The sequence below is a fragment of the Halomonas sp. OfavH-34-E genome (assembly GCF_024124525.1).
Lineage (GTDB): Bacteria > Pseudomonadota > Gammaproteobacteria > Pseudomonadales > Halomonadaceae > Halomonas > Halomonas litopenaei.
Genome location: NZ_JAMXRY010000059.1, coordinates 16,493 through 32,123, shown reverse-complemented (window position 1 = coordinate 32,123; position 15,631 = coordinate 16,493). Strand labels below are relative to the sequence as shown.

The window sequence follows — 15,631 nt, the reverse complement described above, 5'->3', positions numbered from 1 at the left end:
AGGCGCGCTGGGGTGCCGATCGTGCGTGGCGTCCAGTCGCTGGCTGCCGAGGGTGACCAGCGCTTGACCGGGGTGCGCTATCGCCGGCGTGGCGACAGCGACGAGCACAAGTTCAAGACCGATTGGCTGTTGACCCATATGGGGGTGGTGCCCGAGCCGCAGCTCCCCCAAGGGCTGGGCATCGAGCACCGTTGGCAGGAGGCGCAGCAGGCGTTCGTGCCCGATCGTCGCGACGACCTGTCGGTGCGCCCGGGGGTGTGGCTGGCCGGTGACGGCGGTGGCATCGGCGGCGCTGTGAACGCCGAACGCGAAGGGCGACTGGCGGCGCTGGCCGTGCTGAACGACCTGATGGCTGACCCGCTGGACACGACAGCCGATGCAAAAGGCGCCGCGGCGCCGATACCAGACGCCGATAACCGCCGGGCGGTCGCCAGGGAAAGCGCCGCGCTGAGGCGTCGACGCCGCCAGGATCTGTCCGGTCGACGTCTGCTGGATGCGTTGTTCACCCCACCGGCGGACTGGGTCGAGCGACAGCCCGGCGAGACCCTGATCTGTCGCTGCGAAGGGGTGAGCCGGGCCCAGCTCAAGGCAGCGCTGGGAGCGGGGCCTGCCGGGCCCAACCAGCTCAAGGCCTTCACCCGCTGTGGCATGGGCCCCTGCCAGGGACGGCTATGCGGCACCAATGTGTCGCGGTTGATGGCCCGCGAGCAGGGCCGCGACATGGACGAGGTCGGCTACTACCGCATTCGCCCACCGTTGACCTCCATCACTTTGGGCGAGCTGGCACTGGCGCCCTCCGATCACCTGACCACACAATCACAATAGAGCGAGAAACGACCATGAAAATTAACGCTTTGCTGTCTGCCTCTTTTGGCCTGGCGATGGCCCTTGCTGGCGCCAGCGCCGCTGTTGCCACCACCGCCCAGGCCGATGATCGCCCGCTGCGCATCGGTGTCGACGTGCCCTATCCGCCGTACCAGGAAAAGCTGCCCGACGGCAGCCTGACCGGCTTCGAGGTCGAGCTGGTCGAGGCCGCCTGCGAGCGCATGCAGCGCCAGTGCGAGTGGGTCGAGCAGGGCTGGGACGGCATCATTCCGGGGCTGCTGGCGCGCAAGTACGACCTGATCGCCTCGGCCATGAACATCACCGAGGAACGCGCGAAACAGGTGCTGTTCTCCGATCCCTACTATCAGGTGCCCTCGGTGTGGGTCGGTCAGGCCGACGCAGAGATCGATCCCGAAGGCGACCTGTCGGAGATGACCATCGGTGTGCAGCAAGGCACCATCCAGGACGAGTACGTGACCACCTACCACGGCGAGGCGGACATTCGTCGCTATTCGGACTCCGGCGGCGTGGTCAACGACATGTTTACCGGCCGGCTGGACCTGGTCTTTACCGCCTTCCCGTTGGCCCAGGAGCGGCTGTTCAGTGATGAGCGCTTTGCGCGCAAGGGCGAGCTGGTGACCGGCCCCGAGTCGATCTACGGGCCCGGCGTCGGCGCCGCCTTCCGCCAGCGCGATCGGGAACTGGCCGTCGCGTTCAGCGAGGCCATCCAGGGGCTCAAGGACGACGGCGACTACCAGGCGCTGTGGGCCCGCTACTTCGAGAAATAGCACCGGCGGAGTCGACCTCCCGCGGGGGGAAGACGAGAGGCGTGAAAGCCCGCTATGCGACGAGCCCACCATGCGACGAGCCCTCCATCGGAGGGCTCGTTGGTGTCGGGGGTTCGGCCATTCGTGCCATCGGCGGCTACGGTGCAATTGGCGGCTATGGCGTCACCGGTAGCGCCGCGTAGGCCACCATCTCGACCAGCATCTCTTCCCGGGCGAAGCCAGAGACGATCACCGCCGCGCGGTTGGGGTAGGGCTCGCTGACGTACTCGGCGTAGACCCGGTTGACCGTGGCAAGGTCCTCGCGTCGGGTCACGTAGATCAATACCTGAGTCAGCGATTCAACGCCGCCACCGGCGCAGGTGAGGGTGTGTACCAGATTGTCCAGCGTCTGGCGGGTCTGGGCCTCGATGCCGCCGTCGACCACCTCGCCGCTCTTGTCGATGGGGATCTGGGCGGTGAACAGGATGCCGTTGCCGACGCTGGCCCAGGACAGTGGGGCGCGGGAGGCGAACAGCTCGGTCTTGACCGGGTGAACCATGGGGTATCCTCGAACGTTGGAAGTCGGGGGTAGTAGGGCAAAGTAGAGTGCCAAGGGGTGAGGGTTGTGTGTCAGTCGTTGTCGTGGGTGCCGGCGCCGGCGCCGCTGCGAGAGGCCTCGGTAGACTCCACCAGCAGCCGGGTGGCCAGCGCCTTGAGCTGCGCCCACAGGCCGTCGTCGACCTCGATGCCTTGCTGCATGGCACGCTCGCGGCAAGCCAGCAGGTCGGACTCCTGGTGACGGGCCAGCAGGTCGAGCTGATACTCGGAGCGCAGCGACGGCAGCAGGTCCACGTGGTTGGCCATGATCAGCGTCACCCCGTCGTTGGGTTCGTTTTCCTCGGGCACCTCGTGCACCGCGTAGACGCGGATCTCCGGCACCGAACTTCCCGCACGAAAGCCCACCACCTGCTCGATCAGCGGGGTGGCTGCCGCCTGCTCTGCGCCAGCGGTCCGGGCCTCACCGTCAGGCGCCTGGGCATTGCGCCAGAAGGCGGTGACGTTCATCCCGCGCCCGGCCAGCCGCGCCAGGTAGCCCATGATCAACTGGCGGTTGTGGCAGTGGCGGATCTTGATCACCGCAAGGCCTCGCGCCCGGGCCTTGGCAAAGCCCAGCTCCAGTGCCAGGGTCGAGCTCTTGAGCACGCTGGCGCCGTGGCTGTCGAGCACCGCCAGGTCGCCGTCCGAGTAGACGAGTTCCGGGGGGCGCTCGCCCTGATCCGCGAGCAGAAAGTCGAGGCCTCGTCCCAGCGCCGCCAGTCCACCGAGCTCGTAGAGCTGCATCCAGGCCACCATGTCGGCGGCGTCGCTGGCGTCTCCGTCCTCGAAGCCCATGGCCTGGAAGGCCTTGCGGCAGAGTCCCTGGAGTTCGTTGTAAGACACCTTCATGAGTTGGCTCCGGCGTGCTGGCGGGGTTGGGCATCGGCTTCCTTGAGCGTGCCGGCGGCGTCCTGGTCGGGCTCCAGCGGGAAGCTCCAGTCGTCGAAGTCGATCAGGTCGCTGGGCTCGGCGTTGAGCTCCTCGACCAATGGTGCGCCCTGGAACAGGGTGATGCGCACCCAGCGATCGGACTTGGGATCGAAGCGACTGGCGCCGAAGAACGACAGCTTGGTGCGAAGCAGGTGCATTGGCTTCATCTCGCGGGCCCACAGGTTGGCGCGGATCTCGCCGAAGGGCGTCTCGGCCATGCTCTGGATGCGCCGGATGATGTCCTTGTGACGCGGGTGGTGAATCAGGAACTCCACCACCAGGGCGCGCGGATGGGCGCTGAGGAAGTCGTCGATGACCCCATGGGTATCGGCCACCCGAGGCGCGATGGCGAGCTTCAGTTCACGGTCGGCGCCGGGTTCGACGTCGCGCACGCCCAGGCGCGGCTCCTCCTTCTCGACCGATCGATACCAGAACCAGTAGCGCTCCTCGGGGTCGCCGAAGTCATGACGCAGGGCCCAGTCGTAGTGGGTCTCGATCAACTGCTTGAGTCTGACCAGCGGCATGTCCGGGGTCAGCTCCAGGCCCTCCTCGACCCCCATCTGGTCCTCGAAGGGATCGACGATCTCCGGGTAGAGCTCAAGCAGCAGGGTGTGGATCAGCTCCTGGGCTTCCAGGCTCAGGGTCTGGCGGCTCCAGTCGATCAACTCCTGCCACAGCTCCTCGGCCAGTGGTACCTGCTCGAGCCAGGCGCGCACCGCCGGCAGGGCGCTGGCGGTCTCGCGGTTGCGCGCGCTCTGCTCGCTATCCTCGGTCACGGTCTGGGCCAGGTGGCGCTCGGCCCGGGCGACAAGCGCCACCAGGCGCTGTCGCTCCGGTTCACCAGGGACCTGACCACTGACCTGGGCCAGCGCCTTCTCGCGGCTCTCGACCCAGCGCTGGATCAGCTGCGGGTGGTTGATCAGAAAGGGCGCCATGCCCAGTCCGGTGGAATTGCCGATGCCCAGATAGCGGCGCAGCGGCGCTGCCATGGCGACGGCGCTGCCCGGCGCCCGGGCACGGGCCATATGCTCGATCTGCTCGATGGAGAAGTGGCGCAGCAGGTAGACCGCCAGCATCTGGGCCGAGAAGGGACGCTGGAAGTCCGGGTTGTGCTTCAGCCGATCGAAGTCGGCGATGCCGAACTTGCCGTTTCCGTAGACCGCGGTGGTGCGATACAGATAGCCGACCCGGGTCAGCCAGGCCGGGTCGGGCTGGCGCCCGGCGCACAGCGCGTCGAGAAAGGCGGCGAAGTTTCTGAGGCTGCGGTTGGCCCGGGACAGCACCAGCAGACGTGGATGCTGGCGCCCGGCCTCCTGCAGCGGCACATTGGCGGCCATCTGTTCGAGCAGGGAGTCGTCCACGTCACCTTCGACCACGCCGAAGGTGACGTCCCAGGCCTCGGCGATGACCCGGTCGGAGCGGGCGGCGTCGTCCAGTGGCTGGGAAAAGATCACCCCATGGTAGCGGGCCTGGGGCGTCTGCAGACGATAGATGGCGACACCGTGGCCTTCGGCGTCGAGCTCGAAGCGGGTGGTGCTGATCTGCCAGCGCTGGCGCGCCATCTGGCGCACCAGGCTACGCACGAAGCTCAGCCGGCTGGCGTGCAGGCTGCCCAGGCGATCGAGCTGCATCACCTCGTCGGGCGCGCGCAGACGCAGGCGCTGCTCGACGTCGGAAAGGCGGCTGGCGAGGTCTTCGCGTCTCATCTCAGGCCTCCCCTGTAGCGCTGGCTTTGTGGCTGGTGATGCCCTGGGCGCGGGCCATGGCGAGGGCGGCCTGGGGGCCGGTCCACAGCGACGGCAGCAGCACCAGCGACACCGGGATGGCGGTCAGCACGATGAACTGCTGCAGGGCGCTGATCTGCCCCGCGCCCATGTACAGGAGGATAGCCGCCATCAGCGCCATGGCGATGCCCCAGAAGGCACGAACCAGAGGGCTCGGCTCGTCGTGGCCGGCACCGACCACGGCGATGGCGTAGCTCATGGAGTCACCGGTGGTGGCGACGAAGATGGTGGTCAACACCAGGATCGCCACCGCCATGACGGTACCGCCGGGCAGCGCCTGGGCCACGGTCAGCGTAGCCACGTCGAACTGGAAGTTGTTGAGCGCCTCGGTCAGGTCGATGGCTCCGGTCATCTGGTAGAAGATGCCGGAACCGCCCAGCAGGGTGAACCAGATGGCCGTGGCCACCGGTGCCAGCACCGCCACGGTGAGCACCATCTGGCGAATCGTGCGGCCCCTGGAGATGCGCGCGACGAAGATCGCCATCAGCGGGCCGTAGCCGATGAACCAGGCGAAGAAGAACACCGTCCACCACTGCATCCACCAGTCCGGCGCACTCTGGGCGGTCATCGTCGACATGGCGAAGAACGACGTCAGGTACTCGCCGAAGCCCTGGGTGAAGGCGTTGACCATGAACAGCGTCGGCCCGAACAGGAAGATCACCGCGGCGATGGCGAGCGCCAGGAAGACGTTGAAGCGCGACAGGATCTGGATGCCCTTGTCGATGCCGGTAACCGCCGAGGTGACGTAGACCGCGCCGAGGCCGATCAGGATGATCAACTGGGTCATGTAGGTGTTGGCCACGCCGAACAGCTCATGCAGACCGAAGCTGACCTGGGTGGCAAGAAAGCCGATGGGCCCGACGGTACCGGCCACCACCGCAATCACGCACAGGGCGTCGACCACGCCGCCCAGCGGGCCCTTCATCAGCCGCTCGCCGAGTACCGGATAGAGCAGGGTGCGCGGCTGCAAGGGCTGGCCCTTGTCATAGTGGGCGTGGGACAGCACCACCGCGGTCAGGCTGCCGAGCACCGCCCAGGCCAGAAAGCCCCAGTGCATGAACGACTGGGCCAGGGCCGGGGCGATGGCGGAGTCGCTGCCGGCCTCGATGGCCGCGCTGCCGGCAAAGGCCGGCGGCGTGACCACGAAGTGGTAGATCGGCTCGCCGGCGGCGAAGAACACCCCGCCCCCTGCCAGCAGGGTGCACATGATGATCGACACCCACTTGAAGGTGGACAGTTCCGGCGTGCGGGTGTTGCCGATGCGTGCACTCGCCGCCGGGGTGGCGATCAGCCCCATGGCGATAAAGAAGGTCAGCAGCAAGAGGATCTGGAAGTAGCTGCCGAGCGCCTTGGCGGTCCAGGCGAAGCCCGTGCCGATGGCCCCCGCGACGCCGTCGATGTCGTACAGCGACAGGCCAACGAACAGCAGGATGAAACCGATACTGAGACAGAGCACGACGGGGTCGCCCAGGCGATACTGGCCGGCGGGCAAGTCCCCGGTGGCTGGCGCCGAGCGATCGGCGGGTGACGAGGTGCCGGTGGTGGAGGTGGTCATGGCATGAACCTCTGGCGTGCGGCACCGTCGGGGCGGTGCCTGTTATGGTGATTGATGGCCGCAGGCATTCGGTTGTTGTTGAAATCTGGGATGCCGGCGGGTCGGTGGCTGACGGATGGCTGGTCCAGGGTTGGTCGAGGGCTGGTCGAGGACTGGTCGGGGGCTGTTCCGAGTGCCGCCTCAGGCGACCTTGGCGATCCCCTGAGGCGTGGCGGCGCGCTCCAGCAGCGCCACCCAGTTGCGGCCCATGATGCCGGCCACTTCGTCCTCGTTCATGCCGACGTCGCGCAGGCCCTGTATCAGGTTGGGGAAGTCGCGACTGTCCTTGAGCCAGGCCAGTGGCCGCGGCCAGCCGGCGTTGGTGGCGCTGCCCTCGCCGTAGTCCATGTCCTTGGACCAGCGGCCGTTGCGCATCCAGTCGAGCACCGAGGTGGGCTGGTTCTGACACAGGTCGGTGCCGATGCCCAGGTGTTCGACCCCCATCAGGTCGGCGGTGCGGGCGATCATCTCGCAGTACTCGGCAAGGGTGCAGTCCGGGCCGTTGCGCAGGTGGAAGGGGTAGGCCGAGAAGCCCAGCAGGCCGTTGCACTCGGCGATGGCCCTGAGTACCCGGTCGGACTTGTTGCGCTTGGCCGGGTGGAAGCTCTCGGGGTTGGCGTGGGAGATGATCACAGGACGGCTCGACAGCTCGATGGCCTCGAGGGTCGAGCGCTCAGCGCTGTGGGACATGTCGATGACCATGCCGACCCGGTTCATCTCGCGAATCACCTGGCGCCCGAAGCGGGTGATACCGCTGTCTTCTGCCTCGTAGCAGCCGCAGGCCAGCAGGCTCTGGTTGTTGTAGGTGAGCTGCATGATCAAGAGGCCGAGATCGCGCATCACCTCGACCATGTCGATATCGTCCTCGATGGGCGAGCAGTTCTGGGCGCCGAGAAAGACCCCGATGCGCCCGCTGGCCTGGGCCCTGGCGATATCGCCGGGCCCGCGCACCGGCATGATCAGGTCCGCATGGGCCTCGAAGCGGCGGTTCCACTCGCCCAGGCGCGACAGCGTCTCGCGGGTGGTCTCGTGGTAGACCAGGGTGGCGTGGACGGCGTCCAGGCCGCCCTCGCGCATCTGCTCGAAGATCTCCCGCGACCAGTTGGAGTACTGCAGGCCGTCGACGGTCAGCATTTCTCGGGACATGACGTCTCTCCTCAGGCCTTGACGTAGCAGGTCTTGACCACGGTGTAGAACTCGCGGGCGTAGCGGCCCTGCTCGCGGGGGCCGAAGCTCGACGCCTTGCGGCCGCCGAAGGGCACGTGGTAGTCGGTGCCCGCAGTGGGCAGGTTGACCATCACGCAGCCGGTCTCGGCGCGGGCCTTGAACTCGCTGGCAAGCTTCAGCGAGTCGGTGATGATGCCGGCGGTCAGGCCGAAGTGGGTGTCGTTGAGCACCTCGATGGCCTCGTTGGCGTCGGCGACCTTGATCACGCAGGCGATCGGGCCGAACACCTCCTCGCGATTGATGGCCATGTCGTTGGTGGTATCCACCAGAAGCGCCGGTGCCATGAAGTAGCCGTCGCTTGCCGCGCTGACGCGCTCGCCGCCGAACACCAGCCGGGCGCCGTCGGCCTGGGCGCGCTCGACCCATGCCAGGTTGGAGGCAAGCTGGCGGGCGTCGGCCGCCGGGCCGATGTGCACGCCGTCTTCCAGGGCGGGGCCGACACGTACCTGCTTCAGGCGCTCGATCAGTCGCTCGACGAAGGCGTCGTGGACCTTCTCGGTGACGATCAAGCGCGACGAGGCGGTGCACTTCTGGCCGGTGCCGGAGTAGGCGCCGTTGAAGGCGGCCTCCACGGCGAGGTCGAGATCGGCGTCGTCGGCCACGATCAGCGCGTTCTTCGAGCCCATCTCGAGCTGGCACTTGACCAGGTTGGCGGCGGTGGCGCCGGCCACCCGGCGACCGACCTCAAGCGACCCGGTAAAGGTCAGGGCGTTGATCTCGGGACTCGAGATCAGGGCGTCGCCGACGCTCGAGCCCGGCCCCATGATCAGGTTAAAGGTGCCGGCGGGCAGCGCCTGGCGGCTGAGGATCTCGGTCAGCGCCCAGGCGCTGCCCGGGACCAGGTTGGCCGGCTTGAACACGACGGCATTGCCGAAGGCCAGCGCCGGGGCGATCTTCCACACCGCGGTGGCCATGGGGAAGTTCCAGGGGCTGATGACGCCGACCACCCCCACCGGCTCACGGCGGACTTCCACCTCCACGCCGGGGCGCACCGACTCGGCGCGCTCGTCGATCTGGCGCAGCACCTCGGCGGCGTAGTAGTGGAAGAACTGGGCGGAGCGGTGGACCTCGCCGACGGCCTCGGCCAGGGTCTTGCCCTCTTCACGGGCCAGCAGCTCGCCGAGCTCGGCCTTGCGCGCCATCAGCTCGTCGCCCACCGCCATCAGCACGCCGTAGCGCTGCTCCAGGCCGCTTTTGGCCCATTCGCGGCCGCCCCGGCGGGCGGCGGCGATGGCGTCCTTGACCTGCTCGGTCGAAGCCTGGGCGTAGACGCCGATCAGGTCGCTGGTATCCGACGGGCTGCGGTTCTCGATCTGGTCGACGCCGTCGATCCACTGGCCGTCGATAAAGAGTGGGTAGGCTGACTGCTGAGACATGATGACCTCCTGTGACGAATGCGACACAGCCTAGGAGAGCCATCAAAATAAAGATAATCAATAATAACGAGCATATGATAAGTAAGACTTACCGCCTGTCTGTGTGACGGCCTGTGTGACGGCCCGTGTGAGGAAATGCCATGCTCCCCGACCTCAAGATCCAGCCGCTGCGCTACGTGTTGGCCATCGTCGACCACGGCGGCTTTCATGCCGCCGCGCGCCAGCTTCACCGCAGCCAGCCGGCGGTGTCGATGGCGGTGCGCGAGCTGGAAGCGCGCCTTGGCGAGGCGCTGTTCGAGAAGGGTGCCCAGGCGAGCCTCACCCCCTTCGGCGAGTACTGCGTGCCGCGCTTTCGCGAGCTGATCCTCCAGCATGATCGCCTGAGCCGCGACCTGCTCGCCCAGGTCGAGCGTCAGGCGGGGCATCTGGACATGGCAGCGGTACCGTCGGTGGCCAGCCGCCTGATGCCGAGCTTGCTGTCGGAGTTCGTCGAGCGCTATCCGGGCATCCGCGTGGCGCTGCACGACGGCAACGCCGACTTCGTGCGCGAGCAGGTGCTGGGGGGGGAGGTGGATATCGGGCTATCCAGCCTGTGGCAGCCTGATGACGCCCTGGCGTTTACCCCACTGCTGCGCGACAAGGTGGGGGTGGTATGTCGCGATGACCATCCCTTCGCCGGGCGCGAGAGCCTGCACTGGCGCGAGCTTGCCGGCGAGACCCTGATCGGCAACGGTACCTCGCGGCTGCTCGAGGGCACCGAGGCCGAGGCGCTGCTGGCGAGTCCCACCTTCTTTATCTCCAACATGATCTCGCTGACCGCCAGCCTGGTGGCGGGGCTCGGCATCACCACCCTGCCGCGACTGGCGTTTGCCGAGGAGTACGAGCGGCTGAGGTTCGTTCCGCTGGAGTGCCCGGTGGTAGAGCGCCAGGTGGGCCTGGTGCGCCTGGCCGGTCGCAGCCTGTCGCCGGCCGCGGCTGCCATGGCGACCTTTATCGTCGAGCGCCTGGAAGAGGGGCAGGGGGAGGATGGCCATGCGCCGAGCAGCCAATAGCCGTTCAGCCAATAGCCGATAACGCCAGGCGGGCTCGCCGTCCGTCAGCCGTTGCGGTCGAGTTCGCCGGCGTCCATGCCGTTGCGTCGCCGGACCTCGAGCAGCAGGGCGCTGTGGTCGAGGTCGGCACCACCTGCGTTGACCAGATCGCCGAACAGGCGGTCGGTCAACTCAAGCAGCGGCAAGTCGAGGCCGAGTTCCCGGGCGACGTCGCAGGCCGCGCGGGTGTCCTTCAGCTGATGCCTTGCCGGGCCGCCGGGCGCGAAGTCGCCGTCCAGCATGCGTTGGCCATGCTGGTCGAGAATCCGCGAGTAGGCGAAGCCCCCCAGCATGGCCTGGCGCACCTTGGCGGGGTCGGCGCCGCCGGCTTCGGCCAGCACCAGGGCTTCCGACACCGCCGCGATGGTGCTGGCCACCGTCAACTGATTGACCAGCTTGGCCAGGGCGCCGCTGCCTGCCGGGCCAATATGCAGGGGATGCCCCATGGCCTCGAGAATGGGCTTTGCCCTGTCGTAATCGGCGGCGTCTGCTCCGGCCATGATCGAAAGAGATCCTTCGCGCGCGCCCTTTTCGCCGCCGGAGACCGGGGCGTCCACCCAGCCAAGGCCAAGCTCGCGACAGCGTTCGGCCAAGGCGATTGCTTCACTGTGGCCAATGGTCGACATCACGATGAGCAGGGTACCGGGAGACAACTGACGGGCGATGCCGTCGTCGCCGAACAGCAGCGTCTCGCATACCGCGCCCGAACTTACCATCATCACCACCGCCTGGGCGTTTGCCGCTGCCTCGATGGGTGTCTCGGCCAGAGTGGCGCCAAGTTCGCCCAGCGGGGCTGCCTTGTCGATGCTGCGATTCCAGGCACGCAGGGGGAAGCCTGCACGGATCAGATGACGGCCCATGGGCAGGCCCATGATACCGGTGCCCAGCAGGGCGATGGTGGCAGGAGAGGTCATACGGACGGCTCGTTGTAGATTAGAAAGTAGGTAACAGCCTAACCTCTTCCGCCCGGTGCCTCCACGCTCAGTCGACCTGCCGCCACCACTGTACCGGCCAGCCGCGCTCGCGGGCGGTGGCGTCAAGCGTCGGGTCCGGGTTGATGGCGAAGGGACGGTCGACGAATTCCAGCAGGGGCAGGTCGTTACGCGAGTCGGAGTAGCCGAAGCTCTCCACCGGAGTGTGTTCGGCCAGCCACTCGCACAGCGCCTCGAGCTTGCCGCCCTGGAAGGTGCGGATGCCCTCGGCCTTGCCGGTGTAGCGCCTGCGCGAGTCGAGTTCGAGGGCGGTGGCCAGCGCCTGATCGGCGCCGAGACGCTCGGCCAGCGGGCCGACCACGTGGATCGGCGAGGCCGAGATGATCACCACCCGATGGCCCTGGTCACGGTGCCAGGCCAGGCGTTCGTGGCCCTGGGGGAAGAGCCGGGGCACCACCTCGGCCTCGAGGAAGGCGTCGACCTGTTGCCTGACGTCGGCCTCGCTGCGGCCGGCCAGCGGCGTCAGCAACAGCGCCAGATGGGCTTCCATGTCGAGCGTCCCGGCGGCGTAGGCGGCCATATGCTCGGCGAAGGCGGCGCGGTAGGCGTCGCCGTCCTCGATCCAGCCGAGATCGATCAGCCACTGGCTCCATAGTCCGGTGATGTCGCCGTCGAGCAGGGTGTCGTCGAGATCGAACAGGGCCAGGGTCATGGGCGCGTCGGGGGCCTTGGCGGCGTCGCCGTGGCAGGCGTCAGTGGTCATGGTGACAGGGCTCGTCAGGTCGTTCATGCATCCAGCTCCTGGACCTCGTCGAGATCGACGTGGATCGTCACCTCGCAGCCGGCGGGCAGCAGGCTGCGAGCGGAGCGATTGAGGGTATCGACGGCGAGGCTGGTGCCATCGCAGTCGATGTCGTAGCGCACGATGTTACCGAGCAGGCGATGTCGACGCACACGACCGCTGACGCCCGGTCCCACCCGCGCCGGCCGCTCGCCACCCAAAGGGCGGCCCTGCACGCTGAGATAGAGCGCCTCGGGGCGCAGCGCGACACGCCCGGCCTGGCTGCGAAAGCCCAGCAGTGGCGCGGCCTCGACGGCGTCGAGCAGACAGTAGTGGCCCATGAAGCCGGCGGCGTTTTCGTCCCGGGGCCGGGTGTAGAGCACCTCGGCGGTGTCCTTTTGCAGGATCCGCCCCTGGTGCATCAGGAACACCCGGTCGGACATCAACATGGCCTCTTCCTGGTCATGGGTCACGAACAGGGTGGTCAGGCCGAGGGTCTTCTGAATCTCGCGGATCTGGTCGCGCAGATGTCGACGAATGCGGGCGTCCAGCGCCGACAGCGGCTCGTCCATCAGCAGTACCTTGGGTTCCACCACCAGCGAGCGTGCCAGTGCCACCCGCTGGCATTGCCCGCCCGACAGCTGGTGGGGAAACTTGTGCGCCTGGTCCTGCATCTCGACCAGGCGCAGCACCTCGTCTACCCGGCGCGCGCGCTCGTCACCGGGGACCTTCTGCATGCGCAGGCCGAAGGCGACGTTGTCGGCGACCTTGAGGTTGGGAAACAGCGCATAGTGCTGAAACACCATGCCGACCCCGCGCCGCTGGGGCGGCAGGCGGGTGATCTCGTCACCGCCGATGTGGATGCTGCCGGCGTCCAGCGAGGTCAGCCCAGCGATGGCCCGCAGCAGGGTCGACTTGCCGCAGCCGGACGGCCCCAGCAGGGTGATGAACTCGCCATGCGCGATATCGGCGTCGATGTCGGCGAACACCGAGGTCTCGCCGAAGCGCTTGGCCAGCCCCCTCAGCGAGACCGCGTTGCCGCTTTCCTGGTGGCCTGGCGCTGACGGGGCCGTGGTCTGGACCGAGGACGGAATAGTGGACGGGACCGTAGACGGGGCGGCGCGCTGGGTGGCAGGTGTGGTGGCAGCCATCATCGTGTGGCCTCCGTGATGGTGTGCTCGGCCTGGCGATTGCCCAGCCAGGTCAGGATCAGGGTAAAGGCGAACAGGGTGATCACCAGGGCGCTGGTGAAGTGACCGCTGGCGCCGCGCATATTGTTGAGGTAGACCTGCAGCGTCTCGAAGCGGGTGCCCACCAGCATGTTGGCGAAGACGAATTCGCCGACCAGGAACGAAAACGACAGGAAGATGGCGATCTGCACCCCGCCACGCAGGTTGGGCAGGATGACCAGAAAGAAGGCTTTAAGCGGCCCGGCACCCAGCAGCTGGGCGGCGTCCATCAGGCTTTGCACGTCCACCGCACGCAGGCTGTTGGCAATGGCGCGGTACATGAACGGCAGCACGATGGTGAAGTAGGTGGGAATCAGGATCCAGGGGGTGCCCACCAGCGGCAGCGGGCCGCCAGCGTAGAGCTTGAGTAGCCCCACCGAGGACACCACCGGGGGCACCGCGAAGGGCATCAGGATCAGGGTGTTCATCCAGCGGTCAAGCCACGGATAGCGGGTGTGGGCCAGCAGGGCCACCGGCATCACCAGCACCAGCGACAGCGCCAGGGCCCCCACGGCGACGGCCAGCGACCGGGCGAAGGCGGCCACAAAGCGCGGGGTGGTCCATAGCTCCACGAACCAGGCCAGGGTCAGACCATCGGGGACCAGAGTTGCGCCCCAGCGGGTGGCCAGGGCGTAACCCAGGGTCGCCACCAGCGGCAGGGCCAGCACCGCGAAGACGCTGCCGACGATCCAGGCGTAGGGATTGAAGGTCGCCGACAGCGACGCTGCGGTTGGCCCCTGGTGAGCCGGCAGGGTTTCAGCGTGAGCCATGCTGTACACTCCTTCTCAACAGCCACTGCTGGACCAGGGTGACCAGCACCAGCAGCAGCACCAGGATCAGCGCCAGGGCGCTTGCCAGATTGGGCTCGAGGAACAGGTCGCCGGCCACCAGGTTGGCGATACGAATGGTCATCAGGTTGTAGCTGGTGTTGACCAGCGCGTAGACGGTGGCGTAGGCGCCCATGGCGTTGGCGAACAGTACCGTGAAGGTGCCGGCCAGGGCCGGCCACAGCACCGGCAGGCCGATGCGCTGCCAGTAGGCGATGCGCCCGGCGCCGAGCAGGCTGGCGGCATCACGCCATTCGGCCTTGAGGCCGGCGAAGGCCGGGAACAGCAGCAGGATGCCCAGCGGAATCTGGAACCAGGTGTAGATGACGATCAGCCCGCCGGTGGAGTAAAGACGCACGTCCTCGATGATGCCGAGTCGTTGAAGCGCCAGTGTCAGCACGCCGTTGGCCCCCAGCAGGATGATGAAGGCGAAGGCCAGCGGCACGCCGGCAAAGTTGGAGGTCATGTTGGTGAAGGCGATCATCGCTCGCCTCAGGCGTCCGCCGGAACGCACCAGGGCGTGGCAGGTCAGGGTGGCGATGACCAGGCCGATGGCGCTGGATACCAGCGAGATGGTCAGACTCTTCCAGATCGCCTGGCGGAAGAACGCCGATTGGGCGATCTCCTGAAAGTGGCCAAGGCCCCAGTCGCCGTTGACGTTGAAGGCGCTGATCGCGACCCAGGCCATCGGCGCCAGCTGGAAGGCGGTGAATATCACGGCGAAAGGCACAAGCCACAGCCAGGCCGGTAGGGGCGCCTTCACGATCCGGCCTCCTCGTTGCAGGTGGCGTTCGCGGTGGATGCGACGCTGGCAGTGTTGGTCGCGGCCAGCAGCTCGGGATGCCAGGGCTTGTCGTGGGAGAGCCCGAGGACGCTTGCCAGGGTGCCGCACAGGTGGGTCTGGCGGATGACCCGTCCGGCGGGGTCGGCAAAGGCATCGCCGAACAGCCACAGCGGCACCCGGCGTTCTTCTTCCAGCAGGCCCGAGTGGGAGCGATCGGCGTTCATGCCATGGTCGGCGGTGATCATCACCTGGCAGCCGTCGGCCAGCCAGCGTGGCAGGTAGTCGGCCAGGGCGATGTCGGCGTGGCGGGCGGCGTTTCTGTACTGGGGCGAGTCGCCGCCGTGACGGTGGCCGGTGTCGTCGATGTTCATGCTGTGAACCAGCAGGAAGTCCGGCGCGTGGCGTTGCCTCAGGGCCTCGGCGTCGCTGAACAGGTGATCATCCGGATAGTGGTCCTGCCAGTAGAAGATGCCGGCCTGGATGGCCGCCGCCGGGTCGTCGAGGAAGCGGTCGCGGGTGCGCTCGAAGGGTGCCTTGACGTAGAGCTCACTGACCCAGTGATAGGCCGCCGCTGCGGTGGCAAGGCCCTGGCCGCGGGCCAGGTCGAACAGGCTGGTGCCGTGGGAACGGCGCACGATGTCGTTGTGCACTACCCCGGAGTCCACCGGGCGATCACCGGTCAGCAGGCACTCGTAGAGCGGCCGAGACATGGCCGGCAGCTCGCAGTCGAGGTGGGTGGTGTAGCCGCGGCCGGCCTCCACCAGGGCGCTCAAGTGGCCCATGGCGTGATGGCCGACGGCGTGATTGAGGCCGTCCAGCACCACCAGTATGACGGGTCTGGTCATGATGACTCCCGGCCGCGCGGCAATACAGGGCGCGGCACTGTC

General features: G+C 67.4%; 15 protein-coding genes. 3 read left to right on the top strand and 12 right to left on the bottom strand.

The window, feature by feature from the left end:
* Both NH448_RS20065 and NH448_RS20060 read left to right on the top strand, forming a co-directional pair.
* Positions 1–825, top strand: an 825-nt coding sequence (locus NH448_RS20065) for a (2Fe-2S)-binding protein (RefSeq protein WP_253029300.1), incomplete at its 5' end; no start/stop codon positions are given.
* 14 nt (positions 826–839) lie between these two features.
* Positions 840–1,613 (top strand): transporter substrate-binding domain-containing protein, encoded by a 774-nt coding sequence (locus tag NH448_RS20060; protein WP_253029299.1) that lies wholly within the window; start codon positions 840–842, stop codon positions 1,611–1,613.
* Between the two features lie 154 nt (positions 1,614–1,767).
* Here NH448_RS20060 and NH448_RS20055 read toward each other — a convergent pair whose 3' ends face one another.
* The 6 genes from NH448_RS20055 to NH448_RS20030 all read right to left on the bottom strand — a co-directional run bounded on the left by NH448_RS20055 (position 1,768) and on the right by NH448_RS20030 (position 9,100).
* Positions 1,768–2,151, bottom strand: a complete 384-nt coding sequence (locus tag NH448_RS20055; RefSeq protein WP_045993664.1) for a RidA family protein — start codon at positions 2,149–2,151, stop codon at positions 1,768–1,770.
* Positions 2,152–2,222: 71 nt separating this feature from the next.
* Positions 2,223–3,038 (bottom strand): DUF3726 domain-containing protein, encoded by an 816-nt coding sequence (locus NH448_RS20050; protein WP_045993663.1) that lies wholly within the window; start codon positions 3,036–3,038, stop codon positions 2,223–2,225.
* Positions 3,035–4,825 carry a hypothetical protein gene (locus NH448_RS20045; RefSeq protein ID WP_045993662.1) on the bottom strand — a complete coding sequence of 597 codons (1,791 nt, stop codon included), beginning with the start codon at positions 4,823–4,825 and terminating at the stop codon, positions 3,035–3,037. Before NH448_RS20045 ends, NH448_RS20050 begins: the two co-directional genes overlap by 4 nt.
* Position 4,826: 1 nt before the next feature.
* Positions 4,827–6,458, bottom strand: a complete 1,632-nt coding sequence (locus NH448_RS20040; RefSeq protein WP_253029298.1) for a BCCT family transporter — start codon at positions 6,456–6,458, stop codon at positions 4,827–4,829.
* A 180-nt stretch (positions 6,459–6,638) separates the two neighbouring features.
* Positions 6,639–7,643, bottom strand: a complete 1,005-nt coding sequence (locus NH448_RS20035; RefSeq protein ID WP_204248966.1) for a dipeptidase — start codon at positions 7,641–7,643, stop codon at positions 6,639–6,641.
* Positions 7,644–7,654: 11 nt separating this feature from the next.
* On the bottom strand, positions 7,655–9,100 hold the full coding sequence (locus NH448_RS20030; RefSeq protein WP_253029297.1) for an aldehyde dehydrogenase family protein: 1,446 nt from the start codon (positions 9,098–9,100) through the stop codon (positions 7,655–7,657).
* A 140-nt stretch (positions 9,101–9,240) separates the two neighbouring features.
* Here NH448_RS20030 and NH448_RS20025 point away from each other — a divergent pair, with 140 nt between their 5' ends.
* On the top strand, positions 9,241–10,152 hold the full coding sequence (locus NH448_RS20025; RefSeq protein WP_045993660.1) for a LysR family transcriptional regulator: 912 nt from the start codon (positions 9,241–9,243) through the stop codon (positions 10,150–10,152).
* 44 nt (positions 10,153–10,196) lie between these two features.
* Here NH448_RS20025 and NH448_RS20020 read toward each other — a convergent pair whose 3' ends face one another.
* The 6 genes from NH448_RS20020 to NH448_RS19995 form a co-directional block, all read right to left on the bottom strand.
* Positions 10,197–11,105: an NAD(P)-dependent oxidoreductase gene (locus NH448_RS20020; RefSeq protein WP_045993659.1), complete on the bottom strand. Its 909-nt coding sequence runs from the start codon at positions 11,103–11,105 to the stop codon at positions 10,197–10,199.
* Positions 11,106–11,172: 67 nt separating this feature from the next.
* Positions 11,173–11,913, bottom strand: a complete 741-nt coding sequence (locus NH448_RS20015; protein ID WP_083970502.1) for an HAD family hydrolase — start codon at positions 11,911–11,913, stop codon at positions 11,173–11,175.
* Positions 11,910–13,058, bottom strand: a complete 1,149-nt coding sequence (locus NH448_RS20010) for an ABC transporter ATP-binding protein (protein ID WP_204248965.1) — start codon at positions 13,056–13,058, stop codon at positions 11,910–11,912. The genes NH448_RS20015 and NH448_RS20010 overlap by 4 nt, the downstream gene beginning before the upstream one ends.
* The gene (locus NH448_RS20005; RefSeq protein WP_083970501.1) at positions 13,055–13,903 is read right to left on the bottom strand and encodes an ABC transporter permease; all 849 of its coding nucleotides are present in this window, start codon (positions 13,901–13,903) and stop codon (positions 13,055–13,057) included. Before NH448_RS20005 ends, NH448_RS20010 begins: the two co-directional genes overlap by 4 nt.
* A complete protein-coding gene (locus NH448_RS20000) occupies positions 13,890–14,723 on the bottom strand; it encodes an ABC transporter permease subunit (RefSeq protein ID WP_052704427.1) in 834 nt (277 codons plus the stop codon). The genes NH448_RS20005 and NH448_RS20000 overlap by 14 nt, the downstream gene beginning before the upstream one ends.
* Positions 14,720–15,589: an alkaline phosphatase family protein gene (locus NH448_RS19995; RefSeq protein WP_083970500.1), complete on the bottom strand. Its 870-nt coding sequence runs from the start codon at positions 15,587–15,589 to the stop codon at positions 14,720–14,722. Before NH448_RS19995 ends, NH448_RS20000 begins: the two co-directional genes overlap by 4 nt.
* Between the last annotated feature and the right edge of the window lie 42 nt (positions 15,590–15,631).